The organism is Microbacterium testaceum, from assembly GCF_003075375.1.
Classification (GTDB): domain Bacteria; phylum Actinomycetota; class Actinomycetes; order Actinomycetales; family Microbacteriaceae; genus Microbacterium; species Microbacterium testaceum_E.
Window position 1 is genome coordinate 12,186 of the sequence record NZ_QDFT01000008.1, and the last position, 25,121, is coordinate 37,306.

A 25,121-nucleotide genomic window follows, 5' to 3' on the forward strand; every position below is an offset into this window, starting at 1 on the left:
ATGGCGAAAATCAAGAAGGGCGACCTGGTTCAGGTCATCTCGGGCGCCAAGCCCGAGCGCGGCGGCGACCGCGGCAAGCAGGGTAAGGTCCTCGAGGTCCTCACCGAGCAGAACCGCGTCATCGTCGAAGGCGTGAACTACGTCACCAAGCACAACCGCGTGGGCCAGTCCCAGCGCGGCACCAAGACCGGTGGCATCGAGACGTTCGAGGCCCCGATCCACATCTCCAACGTCGCGCTCGTCGACCCCTCGACCAAGAAGCCGACGCGTGTCGGTCACCGTGTCGAGGAGCAGGTGAAGGACGGCGTCAAGCGCACCGTCCGCGTGCGCTTCGCGAAGAAGAGCGGCAAGGACCTCTGAATATGAGCACCGACACTGCCGCGGTGGCTGGCAAGATCCAGCCCCGCCTGAAGCAGAAGTACAACACCGAGATCAAGAAGGCCCTGCAGGAGGAGTTCGGTTACGCGAACGTCATGCAGATCCCCGGCCTGGTCAAGGTCGTCGTGAACACCGGTGTCGGCGAGGCCGCTCGTGACAGCAAGGTGATCGATGGTGCGGTCGACGACCTCACCAAGATCACCGGTCAGAAGCCCGTCGTCACGAAGGCCCGCAAGTCCATCGCGCAGTTCAAGCTGCGCGAGGGCCAGGCCATCGGCGCGCACGTCACCCTTCGTGGCGACCGTGCCTGGGAGTTCGTGGACCGCCTGGTCAACCTCGCTCTGCCCCGCATCCGCGACTTCCGCGGTCTGTCGGCCAAGCAGTTCGACGGCAACGGCAACTACACCTTCGGTCTCCAGGAGCAGTCCGTGTTCCACGAGATCGACCAGGACCGCATCGACCGCGTGCGTGGTTTCGACATCACGATCGTCACCACCGCCAAGACCGACGACGAGGGCCGTTCGCTGCTGCGCCAGCTCGGCTTCCCGTTCCAGTCGGCCGACGCCCAGTCCTGAACACTCGGGCCCCCGGGATTTCCGGGGGCCCGTCATCGAAGGTCGGCTGTCGTGTAACGGCAGCCGAAACCTCATGAAAGAAAGAAGCAACACATGACGATGACAGACCCGGTCGCAGACATGCTGACCCGTCTGCGCAACGCGAACTCGGCGCACCACGACTCCGTGTCGATGCCGAGCTCGAAGCTCAAGACCAACATCGCCGCCATCCTCAAGCAGGAGGGTTACATCGCCGACTGGAGCGTCGAGGACGCCCGTGTCGGCCAGACCCTCAACATGACGCTGAAGTACGGCCCGAACCGCGAGCGGTCCATCGCCGGCATCAAGCGCGTGTCGAAGCCCGGCCTCCGCGTCTACGCGAAGTCGACCGAGGTCCCCACGGTCCTCGGTGGCCTGGGCGTGGCCATCCTTTCCACCTCCTCCGGTCTCCTCACGGACCGTCAGGCCGAGCAGAAGGGCGTCGGCGGGGAAGTCCTCGCCTACGTGTGGTGATCTGACATGTCGCGTATTGGACGTCTTCCCATCGACATCCCCGCCGGTGTCACCGTTTCGGTGAACGGCCGGGAGGTCTCCGTCAAGGGCCCCAAGGGCGAGCTGGCGCTCACGATCGCCCAGCCCCTCGAGGTGTCGGTCGAGGAGAACCAGGTTCTCGTCACCCGCCCCGACGATGAGCGCGAGTCGCGGTCGCTCCACGGCCTGACCCGCACCCTCATCAACAACAACATCATCGGTGTCACTCAGGGCTACTCCAAGGGCCTCGAGGTCGTCGGCACGGGTTACCGCGTCGCTCAGAAGGGCAGCTCGGTCGAGTTCGCGCTCGGCTTCTCGCACCCCGTCCTGATCGACCCGCCCGCTGGCATCACCCTCACGGTCGAAGGCAACAACAAGCTGACCGTGAGCGGCATCGACAAGCAGGCCGTCGGCGAGGCCGCCGCCAACATCCGCAAGATCCGCAAGCCCGAGCCCTACAAGGGCAAGGGTGTGCGGTACGCGGGCGAGGTCGTGCGCCGCAAGGCCGGAAAGAGTGGTAAGTGACCATGGCTGTCAAGACAAAGTCCGTCGCTCGTGCTCGTCGTCACGCGCGTCTTCGCAAGAAGGTCGTCGGCACCGAGCTGCGTCCCCGTCTCGTCGTGACGCGCTCCGCGCGCCACGTGTTCGTCCAGGTCGTGGACGACAGCAAGGGTCACACCGTGGCCTCTGCCTCGACCCTCGAGACCGACCTGCGCGGTTTCGACGGTGACAAGACCGCCAAGGCCCGCAAGGTCGGCGAGCTCGTCGCCGAGCGTGCCAAGGCCGTGGGCATCTCCGACGTCGTGTTCGACCGTGGCGGAAACCGCTACGCCGGCCGCGTCGCCGCGATCGCCGACGGAGCTCGCGAAGGAGGGCTGAACCTGTGAGTGACAACAAGGAGACCGAAGTGACCGAGCAGACTGCACCGGCAGAGGGTGCGGCTGCGGCCACGGCCCCCGCCGAGCGTGAGCGCGAGCCGCGTCGCGGTGGTCGCGAGCGCAACACCAACCAGCGCGACCGTGGTTCGCGCGACCGCAACGAGAGCCAGTTCCTCGAGCGCGTCGTGACGATCAACCGCGTGTCCAAGGTGGTCAAGGGTGGTCGTCGCTTCAGCTTCACGGCGCTCGTCGTCGTGGGTGACGGCAACGGCGTCGTGGGTGTCGGCTACGGCAAGGCCCGCGAAGTCCCCCTCGCCATCTCGAAGGGTGTCGAAGAGGCCAAGCGCAACTTCTTCCGCGTTCCCCGCTCGGGTTCGACCATTCCCCACCCCGTCCAGGGTGAGGCCGCCGCCGGTGTGGTGCTGCTGCGCCCCGCCGCCGCCGGTACCGGTGTTATCGCCGGTGGTCCGGTCCGCGCCGTCCTGGAGTGCGCCGGCATCCACGATGTGCTCTCGAAGTCCCTCGGTTCGTCGAACACGATCAACATCGTGCACGCGACCGTCGAGGCGCTGAAGTCGCTCGAGGAGCCCCGCGCCGTGGCCGCCCGCCGTGGCCTGGAGTTCGACCAGGTCGCCCCGGCCCGCCTCGTGCGCGCCGAGGCCGCCGCTCAGAAGGTAGGTGCCTGATGGCCGAGCGTCTGAAGGTCACGCAGATCAAGTCCAAGGTGAGCGAGAAGCAGAACCAGCGTGACACGCTGCGTTCGCTCGGTCTGAAGCGGATCGGCGACTCGGTCGTCCGTCCGGACGACGCGCAGACGCGCGGCTACGTCAAGACCGTCGCCCACCTCGTCAAGGTTGAGGAGATCGACTAATGGCTGACAAGAAGGACGAGACCGTCACGGTCGACGCCCCGAAGAAGGCTTCGGCCCGTAAGACGGCCGGCACGAAAGAAGCACCCGCGGCGCGCCCCGGCGTGCTGAAGGTCCACCACCTGCGTCCCGTCCCGGGCGCTCGCACCGCGAAGACCCGTGTCGGTCGCGGTGAGGGCTCCAAGGGTAAGACCGCCGGTCGCGGTACCAAGGGAACCAAGGCCCGTTACCAGGTCAAGGTCGGCTTCGAGGGTGGGCAGATGCCGCTGCACATGCGCACCCCGAAGCTCCGCGGCTTCAAGAACCCGTTCCGCGTCGAGTACCAGGTCGTGAACCTGGACAAGCTCGGCGAGCTCTACCCGCAGGGCGGAGACGTCACCGTCGCCGACCTCGTGGCCAAGGGTGCTGTGCGCAAGAACGAGAAGGTCAAGGTGCTCGGCACCGGCGACATCTCGGTCGCGCTGACCGTCTCGGTCGACAAGGTCTCCGGCTCCGCTGAGCAGAAGATCGTCGCCGCCGGCGGCACCGTCAACTGACGCCCGACCCCGGAGGGGCCGGCGGCCTTATGGCCGTCGGCCCCTTCTGGGTTAGTCTGCTGGGGTGTGCGCTTCGTCGCGCGCCGAGATCGTTCTGGAGGACTCTCCCTTGTTCAGCGCCATCGCGCGGGTTTTCCGCACGCCCGACCTGAGGCGGAAGATCGCCTTCACGCTGGGGATCATCGCCATCTACCGGCTGGGTGCCCATGTGCCGACGCCGTTCGTCGACTTCCCCAACGTTCAGCAGTGCCTGAACCAGTCCGGGGGGACCGAGGGACTGCTCTCGCTCGTCAACCTCTTCTCGGGTGGTGCGCTGCTGCAGCTGTCGATCTTCGCGCTGGGGGTCATGCCGTACATCACGGCGACGATCATCGTCCAGCTCCTGCGCGTGGTCATCCCGCACTTCGAGACGCTCTACAAAGAGGGTCAGGCGGGTCAGGCGAAGCTCACCCAGTACACGCGGTACCTCACGATCGCGCTGGCGCTCCTGCAGTCGACGACGCTGGTCACCGTCGCGCGCTCCGGACAGCTCTTCGGCTCGGCGGGTGTTCCCGAGTGCCAGCAGCTGCTGACCAACGACATCTGGTGGGCTCAGCTGCTGATGATCATCACCATGACAGCCGGTACCGGCCTGGTCATGTGGTTCGCCGAGCTGGTCACCGAGCGCGGTGTGGGCAACGGAATGTCGATCCTCATCTTCACCTCGATCGCCGCGACCTTCCCCGGCGCGATGATCTCGATCCTCAACGCCCGCGGCGTCGAGGTCTTCCTGTTGGTCCTCGCGGTCAGCATCGTCATCGTCGCCCTCGTCGTGTTCGTCGAGCAGTCGCAGCGACGGATCCCCGTGCAGTACGCCAAGCGCATGGTCGGGCGTCGCACCTACGGCGGGACGAACACCTACATCCCGATCAAGGTCAACATGGCGGGCGTCGTCCCGGTCATCTTCGCCTCGTCGCTGCTGTACATCCCGGCGCTCATCGCCCAGTTCAATCAGCCGCAGGCAGGACAGGAGCCCGCTCCCTGGGTGACGTGGATCTCGCAGTACCTCACGCGCGGTGACCACCCGCTGTACATGCTGATCTACTTCCTCCTCATCATCGGCTTCGCCTACTTCTACGTGGCCATCACGTTCAACCCGGTCGACGTCGCCGACAACATGAAGAAGTACGGCGGCTTCATCCCCGGCATCCGCGCGGGTCGTCCGACGGCGGAGTACCTCGACTACGTTCTCACGCGTATCACGCTGCCCGGCTCGATCTACCTCGGCCTCATCGCGCTCCTTCCGCTGGTCGCTCTCGCGACCGTGGGCGCCAACCAGAACTTCCCCTTCGGCGGAGCCTCGATCCTCATCATCGTGGGCGTGGGTCTCGAGACGGTGAAGCAGATCGACGCGCAGCTCCAGCAGCGTCACTACGAAGGGCTTCTGCGATGACCGCACGGCTTCTGATCGTCGGACCCCAGGGTTCGGGCAAAGGCACCCAGGGCGTTCGCGTCGGCGACGCCCTCGGCATCCCGGTCGTGTCGACCGGCGATGTCTTCCGGGCCAACGTCAAGGACGGCACCGAACTCGGCCTGCAGGTCAAGTCGATCATCGACGGCGGAGACCTGGTGCCCGACGAGCTGACGAGTGCGGTGGTCCGGGACCGTCTCGCCCAGGATGACGCCGCCGAGGGTTTCCTGCTCGACGGCTACCCCCGCAACCTCGCTCAGGTGCTGCACCTCGACGAATTCCTCGAGGGGCGCGACGAGTCGCTGGATGCCGTCATCGCGCTCGTCGTCCCGCGCGACGAATCCCTTTCGCGTCTGACCGCTCGCGCCGCCGAGCAGGGTCGCGCGGACGACACCGAAGAGGCCATCGCCACGCGACTTGGCATCTACGAGCGTGAGACGGCACCGATCCTGGACGTGTACGGCACGCGCGGCATCGTCGACGAGATCGACGGCGTCGGGACCCTCGACGAGGTCACCGCACGGATCTTCGCCGCCCTCGAGGCGCGCGGCATCCAGGCCCGCTGACGTGGGCCTGCGTTCCTCCGTCTACAAGAAGCCCGCGCAGCTGCGCTCGATGATCGAGCCGGGCCTCATCACGGCCGACGCGCTGGCGGCGGTCCGCCGGCTCGTCGAGCCAGGGGTCACCACCCTCCAGCTCGACGCGGAGGCGGCGCGGGTCATCGGACAGCGCGGCGCCGAATCGAACTTCCAGATGGTGCGCGGCTACCGCCACACGATCTGCGCGTCGGTCAACGAACAGGTGGTCCACGGCATCCCGAACGATCGTCCGCTCCGGGCGGGCGACATCCTGTCCATCGACGCCGGCGCGCAGTACAAGGGGTGGAACGGCGATTCGGCCTTCACGGTCATCGTTCCGGGTGACGCACCCGAAGAGCTGACGGCTCCGCGCCGCCGCCTGTCCGAGGTGACTGAGGGGTCGCTGTGGGCGGGGATAGCAGCACTGAGTCGCGCGTCGCACCTCGGTGAGGTGGGTGCCGCCATCGAGGCGTACATCGACGAGCATGCTCCCGAGGGCGGGTACGGCATCCTGCGCGACTACGTCGGTCACGGCATCGGTCGCAAGATGCACGAGTCGCCGAGCATCTTCAACTACGCGACGAGCGAGCGCGGGGCCGAGGTGCGGCCGGGTCTGGCCGTCGCCATCGAGCCGATGGTCGTCATCGGCGACCAGGCGACCGAGGTCGAGGACGACGGATGGACCGTGTCCACCATCGACGGCACCGACGGCTCCCACTGGGAACATAGCGTCGCCGTGCATGATGGGGGCATCTGGGTCCTCACCGCTCACGACGGCGGTGCCGAGAAGCTGGCGCCGTTCGGTGTGGTGCCGAAGGAGATCGACTGATGATGGCTGCCGCCCGTAAATCCACCAACTGGTTCGCGCTCGGGGTGACCGCCGCAGCGGTCGTCATCGTGCTGATCGTCGGTGGTGTGGTCTGGTTCGCCAACAGTCAGGCGGCGGGTCCGGGTACGCTGCCCGAGACCTCGGCCGTGAACACCGAGACCGGTGCCATCGCGGTGGGCACGGGTGAGAAGACGGTCGACACGTACGTGGACTTCATGTGCCCGGTGTGCAACTCGTTCGAGCAGGCTTACGGCCCCACGCTGCAGCAGCTGGTGGACGATGGCACGATCACCCTGAACATCCACCCGATCTCGATCCTCGATCGGGCGTCTCAGGGCACCCAGTATTCGACGCGCTCGGCCAATGCGGCTTATTGCGTGGCCGTCGACGACGCCGCGAACATCCCGGGCTTCGTCAAGGCGATGTACGCCCAGCAGCCGAAAGAGAACACGTCCGGTCTGGACGATGCGACACTCACCTCGATCGCGACGACCGCGGGGGCCTCGGATGCCGTGTCCTCGTGCATCTCCGACGGGACCTATTCCAAGTTCGTCACCGCGATGACGCAGAAGACCCCGGTCCAGCCGGGCGGCCAGGGCATCGCGACGCCGACGATCGCGGTGAACGGCACCGTGCTGGCGAACCAGACGGACCTGACCGGGGACCCGCAGAAGGACATCGTGGCCCGCCTCGCCGGCTGACGACACACCCGGCGAGTTGCCGGGGTGCGTTCTACCACGTATGCTTGTCCTTTGGTGCGTTGCGCCGTCATTGGCGTGTCGAAGTACCGAATCCCATCCACCGCAGACCGGCCGGTCTGCAACTGAGCGTGAGCGAGTTTATGGCGAAGAAAGACGGTGTCATCGAGATCGAGGGCACGGTGTCCGAGGCACTGCCCAACGCGATGTTCCGTGTCGAGCTGACGAACGGTCACAAGGTGCTGGCCACCATTTCGGGAAAGATGCGGCAGAACTACATCCGCATCATCCCCGAAGACCGCGTCGTCGTCGAACTGAGCCCGTACGACCTCACCCGCGGTCGTATCGTCTACCGCTACCGCTGAGTCCGGCCGAGAAGTAACGACCCGCACGCGCGGGTCGAAGACAGCGAAACAGGAACATCATGAAGGTCAACCCCTCCGTCAAGCCCATCTGCGACCACTGCAAGGTGATCCGTCGCCACGGGCGCGTGATGGTGATCTGCAAGAGCAACCCGCGCCACAAGCAGCGCCAGGGCTGAGCTTTCAGCTCCACATCTTTCCAACTGAATACACACCGGCAGGATCAGATCCCACCCGCGAGAGCGGGCGGGGGACACCTCGGGGCGGAGGCCCGAGCACCGATCCTGCTCCACACCTCCACGACACTCTGAGGAGAGCCGCATGGCACGTCTCGCCGGCGTCGACATCCCGCGCGACAAGCGCGTGGTGATCGCACTTACTTACATCTACGGCGTGGGTCGCACCCGCTCCGTCGAGATCCTGAACGCCACTGACATCAGCCAGGACATTCGCGTCAAGGACCTCACCGACGACCAGCTGGTCGCTCTGCGCGACCACATCGAAGGCACCTACAAGGTGGAGGGTGACCTCCGTCGCGAGGTCGCCGCCGACATCCGCCGCAAGGTCGAGATCGGTTCCTACGAGGGCCTGCGCCACCGCCGCGGCCTCCCGGTGCGCGGTCAGCGCACGAAGACGAACGCGCGTACCCGCAAGGGACCCAAGCGCACCGTCGCCGGCAAGAAGAAGGCGCGCTAAGCCGCGGGCTGAGCGTCAGGATTCAGGAGAACGCACATGGCACAGGCCAAGTCCGCCGCGCGCAAGCCGCGCCGCAAAGAGAAGAAGAACATCGCCGTGGGCCAGGCCCACATCAAGTCGACGTTCAACAACACCATCGTCTCGATCACCGACCCCTCGGGCGCCGTCATCAGCTGGGCCTCGTCCGGCGGTGTCGGGTTCAAGGGCTCGCGCAAGTCGACGCCCTACGCCGCCGGCATGGCCGCGGAGTCCGCTGCCCGCCAGGCGCAGGAGCACGGTGTGAAGAAGGTCGACGTCTTCGTTAAGGGTCCGGGTTCGGGTCGTGAGACCGCGATCCGTTCGCTCACGGCCGCCGGCCTCGAGGTCGGTTCGATCCAGGACGTGACGCCGCAGGCCCACAACGGCTGCCGTCCGCCCAAGCGTCGCCGCGTCTGACGCGTCTCGTTCCCGGGGAGTGCTCGTCGCTCCCCGGGAACGTTGCGCTCCCGCGCAACAGTTTTCCGGATGCCGACGTGCGCCCTCGGGCCAGCGGTAGCCGGCGAGTACAACTCAACACCTCACCCCATTACACGTGTCATATAGCGGGCACGTGATCGAAAGGAACACATAGTGCTCATCGCACAGCGTCCCACTCTGACCGAGGAGAAGATCGGGGAGTTCCGCAGCCGTTTCGTCATCGAGCCGCTGGAGCCCGGTTTCGGTTACACGATCGGCAACGCGCTGCGTCGCAGCCTTCTGTCGTCGATCCCCGGCGCGGCCGTCACGAGCATCCGCATCGACGGCGTGCTGCACGAGTTCAGCACCATCCCGGGCGTGAAGGAAGACGTCACCGAGATCATCCTGAACATCAAGCAGCTCGTCGTCTCGAGCGAGCGCGACGAGCCCATCACGGCGTACCTGCGCAAGACCGGCTCCGGTGAGGTCACCGCCGCCGACATCTCCGCTCCCGCCGGTGTCGAGGTCCACAACCCCGAGCTGGTCATCGCCACGCTGAACGACACGGCGAAGTTCGAGCTCGAGCTCACCATCGAGCGCGGCCGCGGCTACGTCTCGGCCACGCAGAACCGCAACGAGTACGCCGAGGCCGGTCAGATCCCGATCGACTCGATCTACTCGCCCGTCCTGAAGGTGAGCTACCGCGTCGACGCGACGCGTGCCGGTGAGCGCACCGACTTCGACAAGCTCGTTCTCGACGTCGAGTCGAAGGCCTCGATCGCCCCGCGCGACGCCGTGGCCTCCGCCGGGCGTACCCTGACCGAGCTGTTCGGCCTCGCTCGCGAGCTGAACGTCGAGGCCGAGGGCATCGAGATCGGCCCCGCGCCGGTCGAGACCGTCCTCTCCAACGAGCTGTCGATGCCGATCGAGGATCTCGACCTGTCGGTCCGCTCGTACAACTGCCTCAAGCGCGAGGGCATCAACACCGTGTCGGAGCTGGTCGCCCTCTCCGAGACGCAGCTGATGAACATCCGCAACTTCGGTCAGAAGTCGGTCGACGAGGTGCGCGACAAGCTCACCTCGCTCGGCCTGTCGCTCAAGGACTCGGTGCCCGGCTTCGACGGTGCACAGTTCTACAGCGGCTACGACGAAGAAACCGTCTGACCTCGTCGGACCCGATCGAACCTTTCTCTGGAGTAACACGACATGCCCAAGCCCACGAAGGGTCCCCGCCTCGGAGGCGGCCCGGCCCACGAGCGTCTGCTTCTCGCGAACCTCGCGGCAGCCCTGTACACGCACAAGTCCATCAAGACGACCGAGACCAAGGCCAAGCGCCTGCGTCCGCTCGCCGAGCGCCTCATCACCTTCGCCAAGCGTGGCGACCTCCACGCGCGTCGTCGCGTGCTGAGCGTCATCGGCGACAAAGAGGTCGTGCACACCCTCTTCACCGAGATCGCGCCCCTCGTGGCCGAGCGTGACGGCGGCTACACCCGCATCACGAAGGTCGGCAACCGCAAGGGCGACAACGCCCCCATGGCCGTGATCGAGCTCGTCCTCGAGCCTGTCGCGAAGAAGGCGTCGAACAAGTCGGCCGCGGCTCCCGCTGCTGCTGCCCCCGCCGCCGAGGAGCCCGTCGCGGACGAGACCGCCGCCGACGAGACGGCGAACGACGAGGCCGCCGAGGCCGGTGCCGAGTCGCCCGCCGAGGGTGCGGCTGCCGAGGCCGCGGCCGAGGACGCCGTCCAGGACGACGCCAAGGCCTGAGCCTCCGGCTCGAACGAGACCCCCGCCCTTTCGGGCGGGGGTTTCGTCGTTCCGGGGCCGCAGACGCTCGTAGGCTGGTGGGGTGCGCATCCGTCTCGACATCTCCTACGACGGCACGCACTTCCGTGGATGGGCTCGCCAGCCCGGCCTCCGCACCGTACAGGGTGAGCTCGAAGACGCCCTCACCCGGATCGTCGGGGGCGCACCGCGGCTGATCGTCGCCGGTCGGACGGATGCCGGGGTGCACGCGTCCGGTCAGGTCGCCCATATCGATCTCGACGAGGGCCAGGTGTCACGTCTGCCGCGTCGTCGCCGGGACGGCGACGAAGCCGACGCGGTCGGAGCTCTCGCCGGCAGGATCCGCGGGGTCCTGGGCGCCTACCCGGACGTCACCGTTCGCAGGACGTCGCTCGCTCCCGAGGGGTTCGATGCGCGCTTCTCTGCCGTGTGGCGTCGCTATTCGTACCGTCTGGCGGACACGTCGACGGGATACGACCCTCTCGCGCGTCAGTGGACGACGACGCTCCGCAGCTCTCTGGACGTCGACGCGATGGATGCTGCGGCGAACCGTCTCATCGGTCTGCATGACTTCGCGGCGTACTGCAAGGCCCGCGACGAGGCGACGACCATTCGCACGTTGCTCGAGTACGACTGGCGACGTGGCGACGACGGTGTCCTCGTCGCCAACGTCCGCGCGGACGCGTTCTGCCACAGCATGGTCCGTGCGCTCGTCGGCGCGTGCGTGGCCGTGGGGGAGGGGCGCATCGCGGTCGACGACGTCGTCGCCATCCGCGATGCCCGCATGCGTATCCCCGAGACCAAGGTCCTGGCCGCCCGCGGACTCGTCCTGACCGAGGTCGGCTATCCCGCTGACGACCTCCTGGCGGCGCGCGCCGAACAGACGCGTCGACGACGGGATGCCGACGACCCGGCATCGTGAGTCACCCCCTCCGCACGGGTGCAACCCCTCGCCCCGGGCATCGACGGCGGTCGTAGGCTGTGCAGGCCATGAAGGTCATCTCGTACAACCTGAACAAGCACCGCGCCGCCGGAGAGCTGGTCTCCCTCGTCGAGCAGCACGAGGCGGACATCCTGTGCCTGCAGGAGTGCGACTCCCGCGACATCCCCGACCGCATCGGCGGATTACGTCTCGCCGAGGCGACGCAGCGGAACCGCCTCGGTCTCGCGGTCTACTACCGCGAGAACACGTTCCGTGCCGAGGACGTCCGCGCGATCGGATTGAAGAAATCCCTTCACGACTACGTCCTCAAGCCTGCTGAGGAGCGCATGCTGGGTGTGCGGCTCCGCGATATCGACCATGGTCGCGATGTCATCGTGGCCTCGTTCCACGCGGCGCCGCTGACGGCTTTGAACTCTTTGCGACGGCACCAGATCCGGACCGCGTTGTCCGAACTCCAGGATCTGGGCCCGGGGCTCCCCGCCCTGATGGTGGGGGATTACAACTACCCGGTCTTCAAAGAGAACCTGGGCCAGAAGATCCGGGACCAGGGTTACGAACTCACCCTGAGCGACGCGCGGACGTACACGCGTTACCGGTTCTTCAAGGGCCATTACGACTTCGCGACGTCGGTCGGGTTCGACATCGCCCACATCAGGACCCTGCCGCAGGGACTGAGCGATCACTTGCCGATCCTCGTCACCGCTGAGGTGACGACTCCGCAGCCCGGTCGAACGGCCTGAAAAGGCGGAGGCGATGACGAAGGAGGGCCCCGTCGATGACGGGGCCCTCCTTCGTGCGGCGAACTCAGACGCTGATGGTGCGCCGACGGCGCCGCCGCACTGCAGCACCTGCGACAACCGCGCTGCCCGCCACAACGAGGCCCGCGCCGGCGAGCCAGATCCCCGTGGTGCTGGCGGCATCGAAGCCGGTGACAGCGAGTCCACCCTTCGCAGGCGATGAGGGTGCTCCGCTGACGGTGACGGAACCGCGCAGAACGACGCCACTGCGTGCGCCGGTGAACGTCACGTCGTAACGCCCACTCGCGTTCTGGGGGAAGGTGAGGGGTACGCGGAGCGAGCCACTCACAGCCTTGCTGCGCAGGCTGGTGTTGGTCTGCGGCGCCACGGAGGCGAGAGTGATCCCGTTCGCGTTGATGCCCGTTATCGAGATCAGCACGTCCTCGTCATTCTGGAAGACGGGGCGGCTGGAGGTGAACGTCGTCTTTCCGCCCGGACCGACGACCGACGGGGACGCAACGGCCACGGTCTGGTCGGGGTAGGCGTTGGCGGCCGTCGGCGCCATCACGGCGGCGGCGGCGATGGAGAGCGCGACGACGGCTCGGAGGATCGTGGTCTTCATGGTGTGCCCCATCTGCTTGGCGTGGTCTGGCCGGTTGAGCGCTGCGCATCATCCGTTGCGCGTCGCATGGCTTGTAGGAAGTCTCGTGCGGGCGGGCTCTCGTTGTCGGTGAACGGGTTCTTCTTTCACGAACGCCGGGCCTGTAGTTCACCCGGTCGCCTGACGAGTGCGCTCAGTCCACGACGCCCGCGAAGCGGCACGTGCCGACGGCGGCAACCTCCCCCGGGTCCCGTGTCGGCGTCATGACGGCGTCCAGGATGGGCGTGGAGGGGAGCGCCACCTCCAGATCCAGCGACACCAGGGCTCCGGGCGGGATCTCGACCGACCACTTCACGACGGGCCTTCCGTCGTGCGAGCCCCCGGCGAAGCCGGAGGTCACCGGAGCATCGCCCGACGTCCGTTGGTCGAGGACCGAAGCCCCCGGTGGCAGGTAGAGGTACACGCCCGTGAGCGCGTTTCCGGGGGTCACCCCGTAGACGCCGGCTCCCGTGACGTAAGGAGGCAGCTGTGCGGGATCGGGGGCGTCGCTGCGCAGCTCGACGTGCACGGAGGCTGTTCGGGCGGAGCACCATGCCGTCTCGACGCGGGGATGCAGGTAGTAATCCATCTTCGAACCCGTGCCGTCATTGAGGTAGACCGCCACCGTGCTGCGGGTCGAGTCGGAGACCGGCAGCGACCCCTGCAAGGGGGTTCCGTCCAGGATCGACTGGGTCTCGGCATCCGCGTTCCAGATGAGCAGTCGTCGTTCGGAGGACGCACGTGCGAGGGCGTCGATGAGGGCGGCAGGTTCGGCCCGCCCCTCGGTGACGGCCTGGAAGACCGCGACCGACGCGGAGCGGAAGAAGTCGTCCTGCGCGTCAGGATCCGCGTAGCGCGCGTACACGTCGTGCAGCAGCAACGGGATGGCCGAATCCGCGGTCAGTTCATCGCCGGAAGGCAGGCGCACAGGACCCGTCGCTCGGAGCACGTACGACAGCGTGACGGGATCGACGGCGACCACGGCGTCGACATCCGACCCGTGCACGCGTCGCCACATCTCGCGGGCGAGGGGCGCTCCCACCGCGAAGTCCGGCACCTGGGTCACGTTCTGGACGTACCGCGCCGGTCGGGTGTCGTACAGGCCCTGCACGTCGGCCGGTAGCGGAGCCACCGGTTCCGCACTCAGCTGCGCGAAGTCGCCCGAGGATCCCTGCGCCGAGAGCGCGATGCGTCCGCCGTCCGCGTCGATCTGCGCAACGGCGCCGACCACGCCCCCCAGCGAACGCCACTCGGCGTTGTTCTGGAACAGGACCAGCGTCGAACGCGGGCCGTCCGCCCCGAGCATCTGCGGCACCAGCGCTGTCGCCCGCCCCAGCGCATCGGCGCGATCGGCCGCGGCGTCGAGGACGTCCGCGGCGTGCGACAGGGTGTCGGACAGACGTCCGAGCAGGGGAGCGGGATCGATCCCCCGTACCTCGTCGGCGCTTCGTCGGAGCGCGCCGGCCGCTCCGGCGGCGGCGGGGTGAGCGGATGCCAATCGGGCGACGTCGATGACGCCGCCCGCGGGCTGGAGGGCCTCCGGTGCGAGGTCGCCGGCGATGGCGGCGAGCGGCGCGAGACCCTTCGTGACCGCGTCGTCGGTCGCCGCGGCGGTTCGTTCGATGGCGCGCAGCTGAGGCCCGACCCAGGGCACCGACTCCGCGAGACGCCAGAGCGGGTCGCTCGTCAACGCGCGCGCAGATCCGGTGTCGGCGCCCGCCGGGGCGAACATCGCGACGGCCGCCGCGGGGTCGTCCGCGGCCTGCGCTGCGGCGGTCACCGTGGACTGCGCCGACCTCAGGTGATCGACCGCGAGCGCTCCGCGCACTCCGATCCACACGGCTACCAGGGCGCCCGCGGCGAGGGCGAGGTAGACGGCCCAGACGAGTACGGCACGCAGCCGGCGCGGACGTCGTCCCGGCGAAGCCCAGTCGATCACGCGAACACCCTAGGGGCGTCTCGAGCGTGGGCGCCTCGACGGCCGCCCGCCCCACCTAGACTGAGAAGCCGATCCGGGGGAGTGTTCATGGGTTCCGCAGCAGCACGCGGCAAGGTCGTCTCGGGCGTCATTGCGATCGGAAGCGCCCTCATCCTCCTCACCGGGTGCGGTGCCCCTCCGTGGGCGCAGGGCGGCGGGCAGGAGCCGGCCCCGACCTCGGCCGCCCCCTCGATGACCGCGGCTCCGCAGCCGGTGCGCAACGACCTCTCGAGCGGATCGACGAAGCGCACGCTGACCGCCGGCGCCGTGGGGGCGACGGTTGACTACTGGTCGACGCTCTCGATGGACCGCTGGACCCCGACGGCGCTTAAGCCCGTCAGCCTGTCCATGGTGACCACGGTCACCCCCGACGACGGTCAGAAGGTGTACCTGCAGCGGGCCACGATGACAGCGGTGCCGGGCAACGCGTCGCAGTCCTTCTCTCCGCTCCCGGCGCAGGTCGATCAGACCGATGCGCCCGGCTACCTCGTCCTCTCGCCGTACAGCTACTCGCAGACGTTCAACGTCGGCGAGGTCCCCGCCGACGCGACATTTGTCACCCTCCAGTTCACCTTCGAGTACCTGGTGCAGTCCACCCCGACGTCGAACGAGTTCGCCAAACAGACGGCGAGCGACACGCTCACGGTCGCCATCGCCGGCGGCGACGGCAGCACGGGCGGCTGATCAGAGTCGAACGCGCTCCCACCGATCTCCACCCTGGCGGGTCGCGGCAGCGGCCGCTTCGTCTGCGGCCCCGATGAGCGCGGTCAGGTCGAAGTCGCCGGCCTCGGCGGGAACCCATCCGACGCTGGCCGACAGCTGCACGTCGACGAGGGTCGATGCATCCAGATCGGTGACCCGCTGCAGCATCGTTCGCACGTGGCCACGCAGGGCCGGGTCGGGGCGGCAGACGACGGCCACCACGTGACCGCGCTTCTCACTCCCGAGATCGGCCTCGGCGGGGAGGCATTCGGCGACGATCGTCTCGAAAACGGCGGCCAACCGCTGCCAGGAACTCTCGCCGGCGGCGCTGCGCACCTGCGCGGGGTCGTCGAGTCGGATGCTGAGCACCGCCCAGTGCGGTTCTTCGCTGCGGCGGGCGCGGCGCAGTCGATCCGTCGCCGTCACCACGAAGTGCGGCCAGCTGGTCGCGGAGCTGCGGCCGCTCGGCGACACCGAGGTGAAATACAGCAGCGACACCGTCGCGCAGACGAGGAAGATCAGCATCGCCAAGCCATTGATGACGCGCGCGAGGGCGAGGTCGCCGATCGCGGCCGGGGCGGCCAGGCCCGAGACGAGGATGGCGATCCCGACGGCGACGAACGCGACGCACACGACGGCCAGGGGGAGCGCGAGCCGTTCGAGCCGGTCCGCCGCTCGTCGCAGTTCGGCCGCCGTCAGCCCCGCGAAGACGGAGGCGCCGACGAAGGCCAGACGGAAGCACAGGCCGTAGGCGCCCGGCTCGGTGACGGTCGTGAACACCACGGCGGTCGCGAGAGCGTAGACGGCTCCGACCCACGGGAGCGCACGCACGCCGCGACGCGCCCGGAAGCCGGACCAGATGAGCGCGGGAGCTCCCAGCATGAGGCCGAGCCCGGCGCGTCGCACGCCCTCTTCTTCGAGGATCGTGCCCGTCACGGACACCCACGTACTCGTCATGGCGAGGACGAACGCCAGCGACCACAGCAATGCCGATCGCGACGGCCGGTGCAGGAACCCCAGGCCGATGACCATCACCGTCCCGAGGGTCGCGACGGTGGCCTGGGCCAGCCCGAGGTTCGACAGGACGTCCGCGGGCATCATGCGGCGGCGGAATCGCTGCGGGTCGGGAGCACCACCGTCACCGTCGTCCCCGTTCCCAGTTCGCTCTCGAGGAAGAGCGAACCGCCCTGGTCCTCCACGATGCTGCGGATGATCCCCATCCCGAGACCGGTGCCCGGTGTCGAGCTGTCGCGAACCGCCTGCGCGCGGAAGTACGGGTCGAAGACCCGTGCCAGATCGTCGGGATGGATGCCGATACCCGTGTCGGAGAAGTGCAGGATCACGTCGTCAGGGGAGACCTCGCCGGAGATCCGGATCGTTCCCCCCGCCGGCGTGTACTTGATGGCGTTGCTCAGGATGTTGTCGAACGCTTGGCGCAGCCGGAACGCATCGCCGCTGACCTCGGCCGATGCCGGCAGGTCGTCGACGACGCTCACCCGACGAGCGCTCGCCGCGGGGCGGAACGATGCCAGCGACGAGGCGATGATACGGCTCGCGTCGGCGGCCGCGGGAGGTGCCGAGTCTCGGAACACGCCCCTCGAGGTGGCCAGGATCTCGGAGATGAGTTTCTGCATCCGTTCTCCGGCACCCGCGATCACCTCGAGCTGCTCGCGCACCTTCGGGCTGAGATCGGGATCATCCAGGGCCAGATCGGCGTGTCCCACGATGGCGGTGAGAGGGTTCCGCAGCTCATGCGACACGGTGGCGGCGAGACGTTCGCGCGCGCGCTCGGACTCGATGAGTGCCGTGATGTCGTGGACGATGAGCAACGTGCTCTCGGGCTCGTCGGACGAGATCAGACGGCGGGTCGAGGCGGACAGCGCGTGCCATTCGCCGTGCGGGTCGAAGAGCCAGACGCGTTCGTCGTCGAACTGCTCGCCCCGGGCGGCACGGGCGAAGGGACGCTCGGAATCCGGCAGCGGCTCACCGCGCAGGGTGGCGTATTCGACGGCGCTGCCCGGTCGTTGTGGCTCGTCGCGCTCGACGCCGTAGAGCGCGACGTAGGTGTCGTTGAGGGCGAGCACCTCACCGTCCGCGGACAGGCGCGCGATGCCGGTGTCCAGGCCGTTCAGCATCTGCGATACGCGTCGCTCCTGGCCGGACACCCGCTGGAGCGTGCCCTGGAGTCGGCTCGCCTGGCGGCGAAGCAACTGCTTGAACGCCCGGGTCTGGCGCGCCGACAGGAAGGACGTGATGGCGATGAAGGTGAGCGACAGCAGGACGACGATCAACCGCAGGGCCGACGTGGGGCCGGCGGTGTTGACGGTCGTGTCCACGACGATGATGACGCCCACCGCGGCCAGGGCGGAGACGAGGTAGGCGAGGGTGAAGTGGGTGGCGATCCAGATGATGGGGAAGACCCAGAAGAAGCCGAATCGCAGATCGGTCCCGAAGCTGAGCAGACCGATGCCGACGATATCGCCGAAGGGGAGGAGCGAGATGGTCCAGCGGGGCAGGCGGTGCCAGGGGACCACGATCGCCGCCGCCGTCAAGGCGATGACGACCCCCACCCCGGACGAGAACGGCCAGTGGGTGAAGAGGGACGGCTCGAGCGCCTGTACGAGCAGAACGGTGATGACGACGCTCGCCCCGAGGACGAGCTGCAGGAGCCACACGGTGCGGGTGCGGCTGCTCGGCGCCGTCGCCTCGTCTTCGTGCAGGCCATCCGGAGGAACCGCCGGGGGGACGTTCCTCAGGGATGCCATGAGTTCGAGTGTATAGAGAGTGGTGTAGTCTTCTGCGCGCCATCCTGTCTCTGCTCGCCGCGCGTGATCCTGCGTCACGACGCCCGGTCAGACTCCCCCTGAGGCCTGCATCCCGCAGCGTGATGGTCGTTCAGCGACCTCTGCGCACTCCGCGCTTCTTCCTCAGGAGACCACCGTGAGCCCGACCACTCGCCGACGCGTTCGCGCGTCCGCCCTGACCCTCTCTCTCGCCCTCGTCGCCCCCCTGGCCCTGGGCGGGTGCGCGCAGGTCGCGCAGGCGTTCAACGCCCTGCCCGGGCAGATGGGCGGCGGCTCATCCGTCGTCGTCGCGACGCCCGTCCCGCAGACGACGGACGATGCCAAGCCCTTCGACTCGCAGTTCACCTACGACGGGTCCGTGTCGTTGACGTCCGAGGTCGCCGATGGTCTCGACCTGCGGCTGGACGTGTGGGCGGTCGAACCGAAGCGCACGCGTGAGTGGACGCCCACCAACGAGAAGCAGCTCGGCTTCGCCGTCAACGTCGTGGATCGGCGCGTCGACGAGAAGGCGGTGCTGACGCAGAAGCGTCGTGTCTACGTGTCGTCGATCTCGGTCACCTCTCAGACGGCGCAGACCGGTGGTCAGGTGTCCAACCCGTTCCAGTTCAGCGCCGACCCGCGCACCCTTGTGCCCTCGGACACGCTGCGGTCCGACCGGGGGCTGCTGCTTAACAGCTTCCAGGGGGGTCTGCTGGTGCCGACCACCTCGATCCGGCAGCTGCCCGTCGACACCTACGGCATCACCCTCGAGTTCGCCTTGAACGTGGCCGTCGAGGGGGCGCCGAACACCGACTCGTCGTTCTCGCAGCAGACCGTGTACCAATACCTGCCCATCGCCATCTTCGCCGACGAAGGGCAGGCGTCGACATCGGGGCAGGCCGGGGATTCGTCGAGCAGCACCGGTCGCGCGCCGGGATGGGGCCAGACCGGCGGCCAGGGCTGATCCGCTCGCGCGGATTCAGACTCCGCCGGGGTGTCCCTCGCGGGGCCCGAGTCTCCTGCTCTCCATGAGCAGTGACAGATCGTCGACATCCATGATCAGGTAGTGCTCGAAGCACAGGTCGGGCACGTCGTCGTAATCGATCGACGGCATGCGCCGGGCGAAGGCCCGTCGCACCGCTCTCTCCACCTCGGCCGCGTCTACGGTCGCGGCAGCGACCGAGAAGACGGTGTCGCGGGCCGGCATCCCCGTCACCGTCCCGGGGACGGCGTCCTCGAGGGCTTCAGCGACGGTCTTGAGCATCACCTCGCCGCGTTCCATGGTGTGGGCCGCCCGGATGAGGTCGATCTCGGGCACGCGCACCAGGGTGGCGCGGACGGTCTCGTGCGCGCTCAGCAGGCGGACCGCTTGACGGCGCAACGCGCCGCGGTCGTGTGCGCGCGTCCCGGGCGCGGGGGCGTCGTCGAGCTGCCGGCCCATCAACACCGCGCCTACCGAGACGCACACGATCGCCACTGCGCTCGCCGCCGCCGTCGACTCCGCCGAGACCGGCCCCGCGGAGGTCAGTGCCTCGGGGCCGACGATCGCCGCGGCCGCGAGGCGCACCAGGTTGTACGCGGCGTAGACGCCCAGCGTCCACGACAGCAGGCGAGCTGCGCGCAGACCACCGAGTGGTCGTCGAGCGCACTCGAATGCACCCAGGGCGCCGAAGACGACCAGCCCCGCCGTCTTGAGCAGCGTCGCATCCTCGAGGGCGACGAGGAACGTCAGACCGAACATCAGGATGGCGCCGGCGCCGGTACTGACCGCGCCGATCGCCCGGCGGCCGTTCAGGCGTCGAGCGCCCGCCCAGAGAAGACCGGGGGCGAGAAGGTTCGCCGCGTTGCCGCCGGCGGCGGCGCCGACACCGCCGCCGGCCGTCTCGAGCGCGTTCATCGCGCCGCAGACGAGGGCCGCCACCGCAGCCAGACCGAAATACCGCACCATGTCGGCTCGGGGTCCGCCACGGTCGTCCTCGGGGCGGCCGTGGGCGACGATCAGCATCGTCAGGGCGACGCCGGCGGCGAGGATCGATGCGAGCAGGGCGAGGACGATCACGAGTCGTCTCCTTCTGCGGCGCCGACGCAATCTTGAGGGAATCTTGCGCAGACGGTCGCCGTGGGAGGCGGTCGTCTTGCGGTGAACCTACCAGAGTGGGACATGGCCGATACGCCACTCCACCGACAGGAAGACAACGCCATGACCGATGCGCGCAGCTTCACCTCCGACGCCCGCGGGTTCAGCCTGCACCCGCGCGAGCTGACGGCGGCAGAGGAGCACGGCTTCGCCGACGACTTCGCCGCGGTCCTCGAGAACACGTCGGTGCACCGCTCGACGATCGGATGCGTCATCCCGGCGTACAACGAGGAGGAGTCGATCGCAGACGTGATCGAGGCCCTGCTCGCGCAGACGCGTGTGCCCGACGTCATCCACGTCGTCGTCAACAACACCTCGGACGCCACCGTCAAGATCGCCTCGGAGTACAGCGGGCCCCACGAGATCCACACGGAACTCGGCGAGCAGTTCACCGAGGTCTTCGTCCACGACATCGGCAAGAACCCCGATAAGAAGGTCGGCGCCCTCAACTACGGCTACTCGCTCGTCGAGGGGTACGACTACCTGCTCGGCGTGGACGGCGACACGATCGCCGACAGCAAGGCCGTCGAATACCTCGAAACCGAGGCCGTCTCGGACTCGCGCATCGGCGGGATCTCGGCGATCTACACCATCGACGACAAGCCGATCAAAGGCCTCATGGCGCGATTCCTGACCGCAGGTCAGCGTACGCAGTTCGCCGCCTTCAACCTGCAGAACATGCTGCGCGGCCGCAACATGGCCGTGCTCGGGGGACAGTTCTCGATCTTCTCGACCAACGCGTTGCGCGATGCGATGAAGCAGAACCACCAGTCGACCCCGTGGGTGAAGGACTCCGAGGTGGAGGACTCGCTGCTCTCGCTGCAGATCAAGAGCGCCGGCTACCTGACCAAGATCAGCCCCTACGCGCGCGCTGACGTGGGCGGCATGACGACCCTGTCGGGGTACGACGCGCAGCAGGTGAAGTGGACGTACGGTGCGATCGAGCTCATGTGGCCCGGCCAGCGCGGCGACACCAAGGGGCAGCCGTTCCACCCCAACCTGCGCCTGCGCTGGTTCGAGAACTTCGGCATGCTGACCAACCTGTTCGTGCGCGTGGCCTTCCTGACCCTTCTGGCGGGCTCGCTGTCGATCGGCGCCTTCGTCTTCTCTCCGCTCTGGCTCATCCCGCCCGTGATCGCCATGCTGCTGAACCTGCGCATCGCCCGCACGATGAAGAACGTCAACCGCACGGACATCCTTTTCGCGATCCTCTTCCTGCCCGCGGAGCTGTTCATGTGGATCCGCATCAGTCACTTCGTCCGCTCGTGGACCCGCTTCCTCTCCCGTAAGAAGGTGGACAACTGGGCGATGCAGGCCAAGGCCGAGCGCGGTGGCGGTCTCGGCCACTGGACGCCCATGGTGGTGCTGATCGCCGTGGCGATCGCGCTCGCCGTGATCTGGGTCATGGTCGGCCCGATGGTGCAGTCCTCGATCCTGTGGATCGGGTGGCCCATCGTCGGGGTGGTCACCGTGCTGCAGACCCTCCTGATGTTCTCCAAGCTCGTCCGTCGCCAGCACGGCTTCAAGGTCTGACGGACCCCCGATCTGATCGCCCGAACGCGTCAGAAAACACGGATGCCTCGGCCCTGGGGAGGGTCGAGGCATCCGTCATGCGCGGGTGGCGTTCACGGCGCGGTGAGCAGCTCCGAGGTCAGGCGATACCCGACACCGCGCACCGTCTCGATGTAGCGCGGGTTCGCCGGGTTGTCGCCGAGCTTGCGACGCAGGTTGGTCATGTGGGCCTCGATGGCGCGTTTGTCGGCCTCGCCGACGAAGTAGCTCGTGACGTAGGACTCGCCGCGCAGGACGAGGGTGAGGTCGGCCTTACTGCGCACCCGGCGCTTGGACTCCATGAGGGTCGCGAGGAGGTCGAATTCGGTGCGGGTCAGGTCGAGCTCCTCGCCCGCGACCCGAACGAGGCGACTGTCGGGATCGAGCTGGAGGTCGCGATGCGCGACCCAGGTGCCGCCGGTGGGTGTCAGCTCACCCGCGGGGGCGCGGTGCGCGATGTCGGTGCCGGGTGCGGCTGCGCGGGGCTCGGGACCCTGCGACGACGGGACGACCACCGCGGCAGCGGGCGCGGGCGCGGGAGCCGCGACGGGAGTCTCGGTCCGCGGTGCCGGGAACGACGGGCCCACACTGTCCTGCCGGGGAGCCGAGGAGGGCACGGCGTCACCGCTGCGCGGACGACGCAGGAGGGCCTCGATCCGCGCTCGGAGTTCGCGGGGACGGAAAGGCTTGACGACGTATTCGTCGGCTCCGGCGCCCAGTCCGAGGACGACGTCGGCCTCCTCCTCGAGGCCCGTGAGCATGATGATGTAGGTGTCGCTCTGCGCGCGGATGCGACGGGCTGCTTCGAACCCGTCGATACCCGGCATGTTCACATCGAGGGTGGTGATGAGCGGCTGGTACGCGATCACGGCGCGGACGCCGTCGATGCCGTTACCGACCGACACCGTCGAGAAACCGGCCGACTCGAGCACCTCGACCAGGAGGTGTCTGATGTCGGGATCGTCTTCGACGATGACGGCTGTCTTCAGCAGCTCGGTGTTGTCGCTCATTTGACCCACTCTTCCGGCTTCGCACGAGATCGTGCCCGCGTACTCCCCCGAGACACGGCGTCGCGACGCGACGAGCGCAATCTTGGCACATTTCGCGTGCGCATCCCGTGATGCGCGCGTCAGCGCTGCTCGCGCGTCAGCTCCACGGCGGCATCCGGCCACCACGTGCCCGCGTCCGGACCGCCGTTGCACGAGCCGTCGCTCTCGCCCGGCGGTTTGATCCACAGGTTGGTATCGACGACTCCGTCGCCGTAGGTGCCGCCCGGGCTCCCGACGAGCCTGCCAGAGGGGTTGCACCACTCGGATCCCGCAGGCCCCGCACCATTGCGCGAGGTGTCGATCACGGCGTGAAGTCCTCCGAGCTGGTCGGACAGCGCGTGGGCGTAGTCGAACTCGGCAGCCGTGTCCTGGTAGTTCGACACGTTCAAAGCCACGCCCCGCACGTCGGAGAGCAGTCCGGTCGCCCGCAGGAGCCCCGCCATCTCGGCGGGAGGATGCCAGGCCGAGTGGCCGCCGTCGAGGTAGATCCACGTGTCGATTCCGCGGATGCCGTCGACCGCCGTCCGAAGGTAGCCGGCGCGGTCCTCGATCGAACCGCACGAGGAGGCCAGAGCGATGCTGTCGGGCTCGAGGATCACGATCTTGCGGACATCCGAGGCGTTCGCGAGCGCGTCGCCGATGCGCGCGGTCCACTCCCGATAGGAGTCCGGGTCGAGGCCGCCCGCGGAGTGGTTGCCGCAGTCCCGATCGGGGAGGCCGTAGACCGCGACCGACAGCGTCGCCTTCTGCTCGCGCGCTTCGGCGGCGAGGTGGGCGACGCGGTCCCACACCTCGTCGATCGGGTCTATCTCGGGGGTCAGCCAGTACGTGGTGGGCTGCGCGGCCAGCCACTGCGCGGCGGCCGTCTGATCCGCGTCGGCGCCGTCGCCGCGCGCCGCCTGCGCGGCCTTGGATTCGTCGGCGACCACGATCTTCGTGTCGACGGCCGGGGGCGCGGCCGCCAGGGTCCGGAAGAGCGTCGTGACGAGATTTCCCACGACGGCGATTCCGACCACCAGGGCCACGACGACGACGACCGCGCCGATCGCGAGGACCGAGCGGGGGATGCGACGCGCGCGCTCGGTGATCCGTCGTCTCATCGTCACTTTCCGACTCTAGTCGAGGGAGTGTCGAGCGGCATCGGAGTAGTTAAGTCCATTCGTCGGGATAGGCTGTCAGGGTGGGGAAACTGGTTTACAACACACTCGGTCACTCGTTCGACATCGAGGACCGCACGCTTTCCCACCTCCGTGTGGTGTTCATGAACAAGCTGCGCCGCGGCGAGCCGTTCATGTTCCATTTCCCGATGGGCGACGGCAGCGGCACGCGCACCCTGTGGATCTCTCCGTCCATCCCCCTCGTCTTCCACTTCTACGGCAGCCGCGCGCCGCAGCTGAACCGGCGCTGGGTCGACGAGTTGATGAACGAGGCGAGCGCGCCGCAGGGTCTCAGCATCGTGGCCGAACCCGATCCCGAGTCGGCGTCCGCCGTCTGAGCGGCCGCTTGGCTCGCCGATGTCGTCACGCGCATTCGGCGTCGACGACCTCGCGTACGCGGTCGAGGAAGGCGGCGAGCTGGCCGGCGGTGTCCTCGGGGAGGGCCAGGGCGAACTCCCGGATCCGAGCCGTCACGGGGTCGATGGCGTCGGGATCGGCATCCCGATCGAACGGGACGACGTATTTGCTGCGCCGATCGGAGGGGTTGGCGACGAAGCCGATCAGGCCGCCCGCGTGCAGGCGGTCGAGCATCCCGGTCACCGAGGCCGTCGAGATGGCGAGAGCCTGAGCGATCTCGGTCGGCGTCACGCCTGTTCCCGCGTCCGCGCGTTCGAGGATGAGGCGCATGGCCGCCCGCGCGTTCTCGCTGGGGCCGCAGTCGGTCTGGCGGCGGCGGGCGAGACGGGCTTCGGCGAGCCGCAGACGTTCGACCGCGCGCGCCGCTGCCGTGGCCTGGTCGTCGTCGATCTCGATCGTCATCAGTCTCCTCGGGCGTGTCAGGCCCCCGTCGGACAGTGTAGTTCGGTCGC

The 25,121-nt window shown here is 68.1% G+C and carries 32 protein-coding genes; 24 read left to right on the forward strand and 8 right to left on the reverse strand.

From position 1 onward, the window contains the following. The 20 genes from rplX (at nt 1) to DC432_RS04920 (ending at nt 12,258) form a co-directional block, all read left to right on the forward strand. Nucleotides 1–360, forward strand: coding sequence for a 50S ribosomal protein L24 (gene rplX, locus DC432_RS04825; RefSeq protein WP_094736303.1), 360 nt, complete (start codon nt 1–3; stop codon nt 358–360). A 2-nt stretch (nt 361–362) separates the two neighbouring features. Next, nucleotides 363–953, forward strand: a complete 591-nt coding sequence (gene rplE, locus DC432_RS04830) for a 50S ribosomal protein L5 (protein ID WP_116536910.1) — start codon at nt 363–365, stop codon at nt 951–953. A 93-nt stretch (nt 954–1,046) separates the two neighbouring features. Next, complete coding sequence (gene rpsH, locus DC432_RS04835) at nt 1,047–1,445, forward strand: 30S ribosomal protein S8 (RefSeq protein WP_013584002.1); 399 nt, start codon at nt 1,047–1,049, stop codon at nt 1,443–1,445. Between the two features lie 6 nt (nt 1,446–1,451). Further along, nucleotides 1,452–1,988 carry a 50S ribosomal protein L6 gene (gene rplF, locus DC432_RS04840; RefSeq protein WP_108317401.1) on the forward strand — a complete coding sequence of 179 codons (537 nt, stop codon included), beginning with the start codon at nt 1,452–1,454 and terminating at the stop codon, nt 1,986–1,988. Between the two features lie 2 nt (nt 1,989–1,990). Next, complete coding sequence (gene rplR, locus DC432_RS04845) at nt 1,991–2,350, forward strand: 50S ribosomal protein L18 (protein WP_108317400.1); 360 nt, start codon at nt 1,991–1,993, stop codon at nt 2,348–2,350. After that, nucleotides 2,347–3,027, forward strand: coding sequence for a 30S ribosomal protein S5 (gene rpsE, locus DC432_RS04850; RefSeq protein ID WP_013583999.1), 681 nt, complete (start codon nt 2,347–2,349; stop codon nt 3,025–3,027). Before rplR ends, rpsE begins: the two co-directional genes overlap by 4 nt. Beyond that, nucleotides 3,027–3,212: a 50S ribosomal protein L30 gene (gene rpmD / locus DC432_RS04855; RefSeq protein ID WP_013583998.1), complete on the forward strand. Its 186-nt coding sequence runs from the start codon at nt 3,027–3,029 to the stop codon at nt 3,210–3,212. Before rpsE ends, rpmD begins: the two co-directional genes overlap by 1 nt. Further along, nucleotides 3,212–3,745, forward strand: coding sequence for a 50S ribosomal protein L15 (rplO, locus tag DC432_RS04860; protein WP_108317399.1), 534 nt, complete (start codon nt 3,212–3,214; stop codon nt 3,743–3,745). The genes rpmD and rplO overlap by 1 nt, the downstream gene beginning before the upstream one ends. 109 nt (nt 3,746–3,854) lie before the next feature. Beyond that, entirely contained in the window at nt 3,855–5,177 is a 1,323-nt protein-coding gene (gene secY / locus DC432_RS04865; RefSeq protein ID WP_076673717.1) for a preprotein translocase subunit SecY, read from the forward strand. Continuing rightward, nucleotides 5,174–5,761: an adenylate kinase gene (locus DC432_RS04870; RefSeq protein WP_116536911.1), complete on the forward strand. Its 588-nt coding sequence runs from the start codon at nt 5,174–5,176 to the stop codon at nt 5,759–5,761. Before secY ends, DC432_RS04870 begins: the two co-directional genes overlap by 4 nt. Before the next feature lies 1 nt (nt 5,762). After that, on the forward strand, nt 5,763–6,602 hold the full coding sequence (map, locus tag DC432_RS04875; RefSeq protein ID WP_116536912.1) for a type I methionyl aminopeptidase: 840 nt from the start codon (nt 5,763–5,765) through the stop codon (nt 6,600–6,602). Continuing rightward, nucleotides 6,602–7,303: a DsbA family protein gene (locus DC432_RS04880; RefSeq protein ID WP_116536913.1), complete on the forward strand. Its 702-nt coding sequence runs from the start codon at nt 6,602–6,604 to the stop codon at nt 7,301–7,303. Before map ends, DC432_RS04880 begins: the two co-directional genes overlap by 1 nt. Nucleotides 7,304–7,443: 140 nt before the next feature. Beyond that, nucleotides 7,444–7,665, forward strand: a complete 222-nt coding sequence (infA, locus tag DC432_RS04885; protein ID WP_013583992.1) for a translation initiation factor IF-1 — start codon at nt 7,444–7,446, stop codon at nt 7,663–7,665. 59 nt (nt 7,666–7,724) lie between these two features. Next, nucleotides 7,725–7,841 carry a 50S ribosomal protein L36 gene (gene rpmJ / locus DC432_RS04890; protein ID WP_005050492.1) on the forward strand — a complete coding sequence of 39 codons (117 nt, stop codon included), beginning with the start codon at nt 7,725–7,727 and terminating at the stop codon, nt 7,839–7,841. 142 nt (nt 7,842–7,983) lie between these two features. Next, on the forward strand, nt 7,984–8,358 hold the full coding sequence (gene rpsM / locus DC432_RS04895; protein WP_056226287.1) for a 30S ribosomal protein S13: 375 nt from the start codon (nt 7,984–7,986) through the stop codon (nt 8,356–8,358). A gap of 36 nt (nt 8,359–8,394) precedes the next feature. Beyond that, nucleotides 8,395–8,793 (forward strand): 30S ribosomal protein S11, encoded by a 399-nt coding sequence (gene rpsK, locus DC432_RS04900; RefSeq protein WP_013583990.1) that lies wholly within the window; start codon nt 8,395–8,397, stop codon nt 8,791–8,793. Between the two features lie 174 nt (nt 8,794–8,967). Beyond that, entirely contained in the window at nt 8,968–9,957 is a 990-nt protein-coding gene (locus tag DC432_RS04905) for a DNA-directed RNA polymerase subunit alpha (RefSeq protein ID WP_055959305.1), read from the forward strand. A 42-nt stretch (nt 9,958–9,999) separates the two neighbouring features. Further along, nucleotides 10,000–10,557 carry a 50S ribosomal protein L17 gene (rplQ, locus tag DC432_RS04910; protein ID WP_116536914.1) on the forward strand — a complete coding sequence of 186 codons (558 nt, stop codon included), beginning with the start codon at nt 10,000–10,002 and terminating at the stop codon, nt 10,555–10,557. An 82-nt stretch (nt 10,558–10,639) separates the two neighbouring features. Beyond that, nucleotides 10,640–11,497 carry a tRNA pseudouridine(38-40) synthase TruA gene (truA, locus tag DC432_RS04915; protein WP_108317394.1) on the forward strand — a complete coding sequence of 286 codons (858 nt, stop codon included), beginning with the start codon at nt 10,640–10,642 and terminating at the stop codon, nt 11,495–11,497. Between the two features lie 68 nt (nt 11,498–11,565). After that, nucleotides 11,566–12,258, forward strand: a complete 693-nt coding sequence (locus tag DC432_RS04920; protein WP_116536915.1) for an endonuclease/exonuclease/phosphatase family protein — start codon at nt 11,566–11,568, stop codon at nt 12,256–12,258. Between the two features lie 64 nt (nt 12,259–12,322). On the opposite strand, the gene DC432_RS04925 is transcribed toward DC432_RS04920, so the two are convergent. Continuing rightward, nucleotides 12,323–12,877, reverse strand: a complete 555-nt coding sequence (locus DC432_RS04925) for a hypothetical protein (RefSeq protein WP_116536916.1) — start codon at nt 12,875–12,877, stop codon at nt 12,323–12,325. Nucleotides 12,878–13,049: 172 nt separating this feature from the next. Then, nucleotides 13,050–14,834: a DUF4012 domain-containing protein gene (locus DC432_RS04930; protein ID WP_116536917.1), complete on the reverse strand. Its 1,785-nt coding sequence runs from the start codon at nt 14,832–14,834 to the stop codon at nt 13,050–13,052. An 87-nt stretch (nt 14,835–14,921) separates the two neighbouring features. On the opposite strand from DC432_RS04930, the gene DC432_RS04935 reads away from it, so the two are divergent. Further along, nucleotides 14,922–15,557, forward strand: a complete 636-nt coding sequence (locus DC432_RS04935) for a hypothetical protein (protein ID WP_116536980.1) — start codon at nt 14,922–14,924, stop codon at nt 15,555–15,557. On the opposite strand, the gene DC432_RS04940 is transcribed toward DC432_RS04935, so the two are convergent. Together DC432_RS04940 and DC432_RS04945 are read right to left on the reverse strand one after the other, a co-directional pair. Next, nucleotides 15,558–16,676, reverse strand: a complete 1,119-nt coding sequence (locus DC432_RS04940) for a hypothetical protein (RefSeq protein ID WP_116536918.1) — start codon at nt 16,674–16,676, stop codon at nt 15,558–15,560. After that, nucleotides 16,673–18,340 (reverse strand): sensor histidine kinase, encoded by a 1,668-nt coding sequence (locus DC432_RS04945; RefSeq protein ID WP_116536919.1) that lies wholly within the window; start codon nt 18,338–18,340, stop codon nt 16,673–16,675. The genes DC432_RS04940 and DC432_RS04945 overlap by 4 nt, the downstream gene beginning before the upstream one ends. A 175-nt stretch (nt 18,341–18,515) precedes the next feature. Here DC432_RS04945 and DC432_RS04950 point away from each other — a divergent pair, with 175 nt between their 5' ends. Then, nucleotides 18,516–19,322, forward strand: a complete 807-nt coding sequence (locus DC432_RS04950; RefSeq protein WP_116536920.1) for a fructose 1,6-bisphosphatase — start codon at nt 18,516–18,518, stop codon at nt 19,320–19,322. Between the two features lie 15 nt (nt 19,323–19,337). Here the strand turns inward: DC432_RS04950 and DC432_RS04955 are convergent, their stop codons facing one another. Continuing rightward, entirely contained in the window at nt 19,338–20,417 is a 1,080-nt protein-coding gene (locus DC432_RS04955; RefSeq protein WP_116536921.1) for a hypothetical protein, read from the reverse strand. Nucleotides 20,418–20,558: 141 nt separating this feature from the next. On the opposite strand from DC432_RS04955, the gene DC432_RS04960 reads away from it, so the two are divergent. After that, nucleotides 20,559–22,028, forward strand: coding sequence for a glycosyltransferase family 2 protein (locus DC432_RS04960; protein ID WP_116536922.1), 1,470 nt, complete (start codon nt 20,559–20,561; stop codon nt 22,026–22,028). A gap of 92 nt (nt 22,029–22,120) precedes the next feature. Here DC432_RS04960 and DC432_RS04965 read toward each other — a convergent pair whose 3' ends face one another. Together DC432_RS04965 and DC432_RS04970 are read right to left on the reverse strand one after the other, a co-directional pair. After that, complete coding sequence (locus DC432_RS04965; protein ID WP_207770747.1) at nt 22,121–23,056, reverse strand: response regulator transcription factor; 936 nt, start codon at nt 23,054–23,056, stop codon at nt 22,121–22,123. Nucleotides 23,057–23,175: 119 nt separating this feature from the next. Further along, nucleotides 23,176–24,195, reverse strand: coding sequence for a glycoside hydrolase family 6 protein (locus tag DC432_RS04970; RefSeq protein ID WP_116536923.1), 1,020 nt, complete (start codon nt 24,193–24,195; stop codon nt 23,176–23,178). An 80-nt stretch (nt 24,196–24,275) separates the two neighbouring features. Between DC432_RS04970 and DC432_RS04975 the strand changes: the two genes are divergently transcribed. Then, nucleotides 24,276–24,590, forward strand: coding sequence for an ATP-dependent DNA ligase (locus DC432_RS04975; protein ID WP_116536924.1), 315 nt, complete (start codon nt 24,276–24,278; stop codon nt 24,588–24,590). Between the two features lie 25 nt (nt 24,591–24,615). Here the strand turns inward: DC432_RS04975 and DC432_RS04980 are convergent, their stop codons facing one another. Beyond that, nucleotides 24,616–25,071 carry a MarR family winged helix-turn-helix transcriptional regulator gene (locus DC432_RS04980; protein ID WP_116536925.1) on the reverse strand — a complete coding sequence of 152 codons (456 nt, stop codon included), beginning with the start codon at nt 25,069–25,071 and terminating at the stop codon, nt 24,616–24,618. Between the last annotated feature and the right edge of the window lie 50 nt (nt 25,072–25,121).

Excerpts from the sequence above, each read along its gene's own strand:
- rplX (WP_094736303.1), top strand. The coding sequence starts at position 1 with ATGGCGAAAATCAAGAAGGGCGACCTGGTTCAGGTCATCTCGGGCGCC.
- rplE (WP_116536910.1), top strand. The coding sequence starts at position 363 with ATGAGCACCGACACTGCCGCGGTGGCTGGCAAGATCCAGCCCCGCCTG.
- rpsH (WP_013584002.1), top strand. The coding sequence starts at position 1,047 with ATGACGATGACAGACCCGGTCGCAGACATGCTGACCCGTCTGCGCAAC.
- rplF (WP_108317401.1), top strand. The coding sequence starts at position 1,452 with ATGTCGCGTATTGGACGTCTTCCCATCGACATCCCCGCCGGTGTCACC.
- rplR (WP_108317400.1), top strand. The coding sequence starts at position 1,991 with ATGGCTGTCAAGACAAAGTCCGTCGCTCGTGCTCGTCGTCACGCGCGT.
- rpmD (WP_013583998.1), top strand. The coding sequence starts at position 3,027 with ATGGCCGAGCGTCTGAAGGTCACGCAGATCAAGTCCAAGGTGAGCGAG.
- rplO (WP_108317399.1), top strand. The coding sequence starts at position 3,212 with ATGGCTGACAAGAAGGACGAGACCGTCACGGTCGACGCCCCGAAGAAG.
- DC432_RS04870 (WP_116536911.1), top strand. The coding sequence starts at position 5,174 with ATGACCGCACGGCTTCTGATCGTCGGACCCCAGGGTTCGGGCAAAGGC.
- DC432_RS04880 (WP_116536913.1), top strand. The coding sequence starts at position 6,602 with ATGATGGCTGCCGCCCGTAAATCCACCAACTGGTTCGCGCTCGGGGTG.
- infA (WP_013583992.1), top strand. The coding sequence starts at position 7,444 with ATGGCGAAGAAAGACGGTGTCATCGAGATCGAGGGCACGGTGTCCGAG.
- rpmJ (WP_005050492.1), top strand. The coding sequence starts at position 7,725 with ATGAAGGTCAACCCCTCCGTCAAGCCCATCTGCGACCACTGCAAGGTG.
- rpsM (WP_056226287.1), top strand. The coding sequence starts at position 7,984 with ATGGCACGTCTCGCCGGCGTCGACATCCCGCGCGACAAGCGCGTGGTG.
- rpsK (WP_013583990.1), top strand. The coding sequence starts at position 8,395 with ATGGCACAGGCCAAGTCCGCCGCGCGCAAGCCGCGCCGCAAAGAGAAG.
- rplQ (WP_116536914.1), top strand. The coding sequence starts at position 10,000 with ATGCCCAAGCCCACGAAGGGTCCCCGCCTCGGAGGCGGCCCGGCCCAC.
- DC432_RS04920 (WP_116536915.1), top strand. The coding sequence starts at position 11,566 with ATGAAGGTCATCTCGTACAACCTGAACAAGCACCGCGCCGCCGGAGAG.
- DC432_RS04925 (WP_116536916.1), bottom strand. The coding sequence starts at position 12,877 with ATGAAGACCACGATCCTCCGAGCCGTCGTCGCGCTCTCCATCGCCGCC.
- DC432_RS04935 (WP_116536980.1), top strand. The coding sequence starts at position 14,922 with ATGGGTTCCGCAGCAGCACGCGGCAAGGTCGTCTCGGGCGTCATTGCG.
- DC432_RS04940 (WP_116536918.1), bottom strand. The coding sequence starts at position 16,676 with ATGATGCCCGCGGACGTCCTGTCGAACCTCGGGCTGGCCCAGGCCACC.
- DC432_RS04945 (WP_116536919.1), bottom strand. The coding sequence starts at position 18,340 with ATGGCATCCCTGAGGAACGTCCCCCCGGCGGTTCCTCCGGATGGCCTG.
- DC432_RS04960 (WP_116536922.1), top strand. The coding sequence starts at position 20,559 with ATGACCGATGCGCGCAGCTTCACCTCCGACGCCCGCGGGTTCAGCCTG.
- DC432_RS04965 (WP_207770747.1), bottom strand. The coding sequence starts at position 23,056 with ATGAGCGACAACACCGAGCTGCTGAAGACAGCCGTCATCGTCGAAGAC.
- DC432_RS04970 (WP_116536923.1), bottom strand. The coding sequence starts at position 24,195 with ATGAGACGACGGATCACCGAGCGCGCGCGTCGCATCCCCCGCTCGGTC.
- DC432_RS04980 (WP_116536925.1), bottom strand. The coding sequence starts at position 25,071 with ATGACGATCGAGATCGACGACGACCAGGCCACGGCAGCGGCGCGCGCG.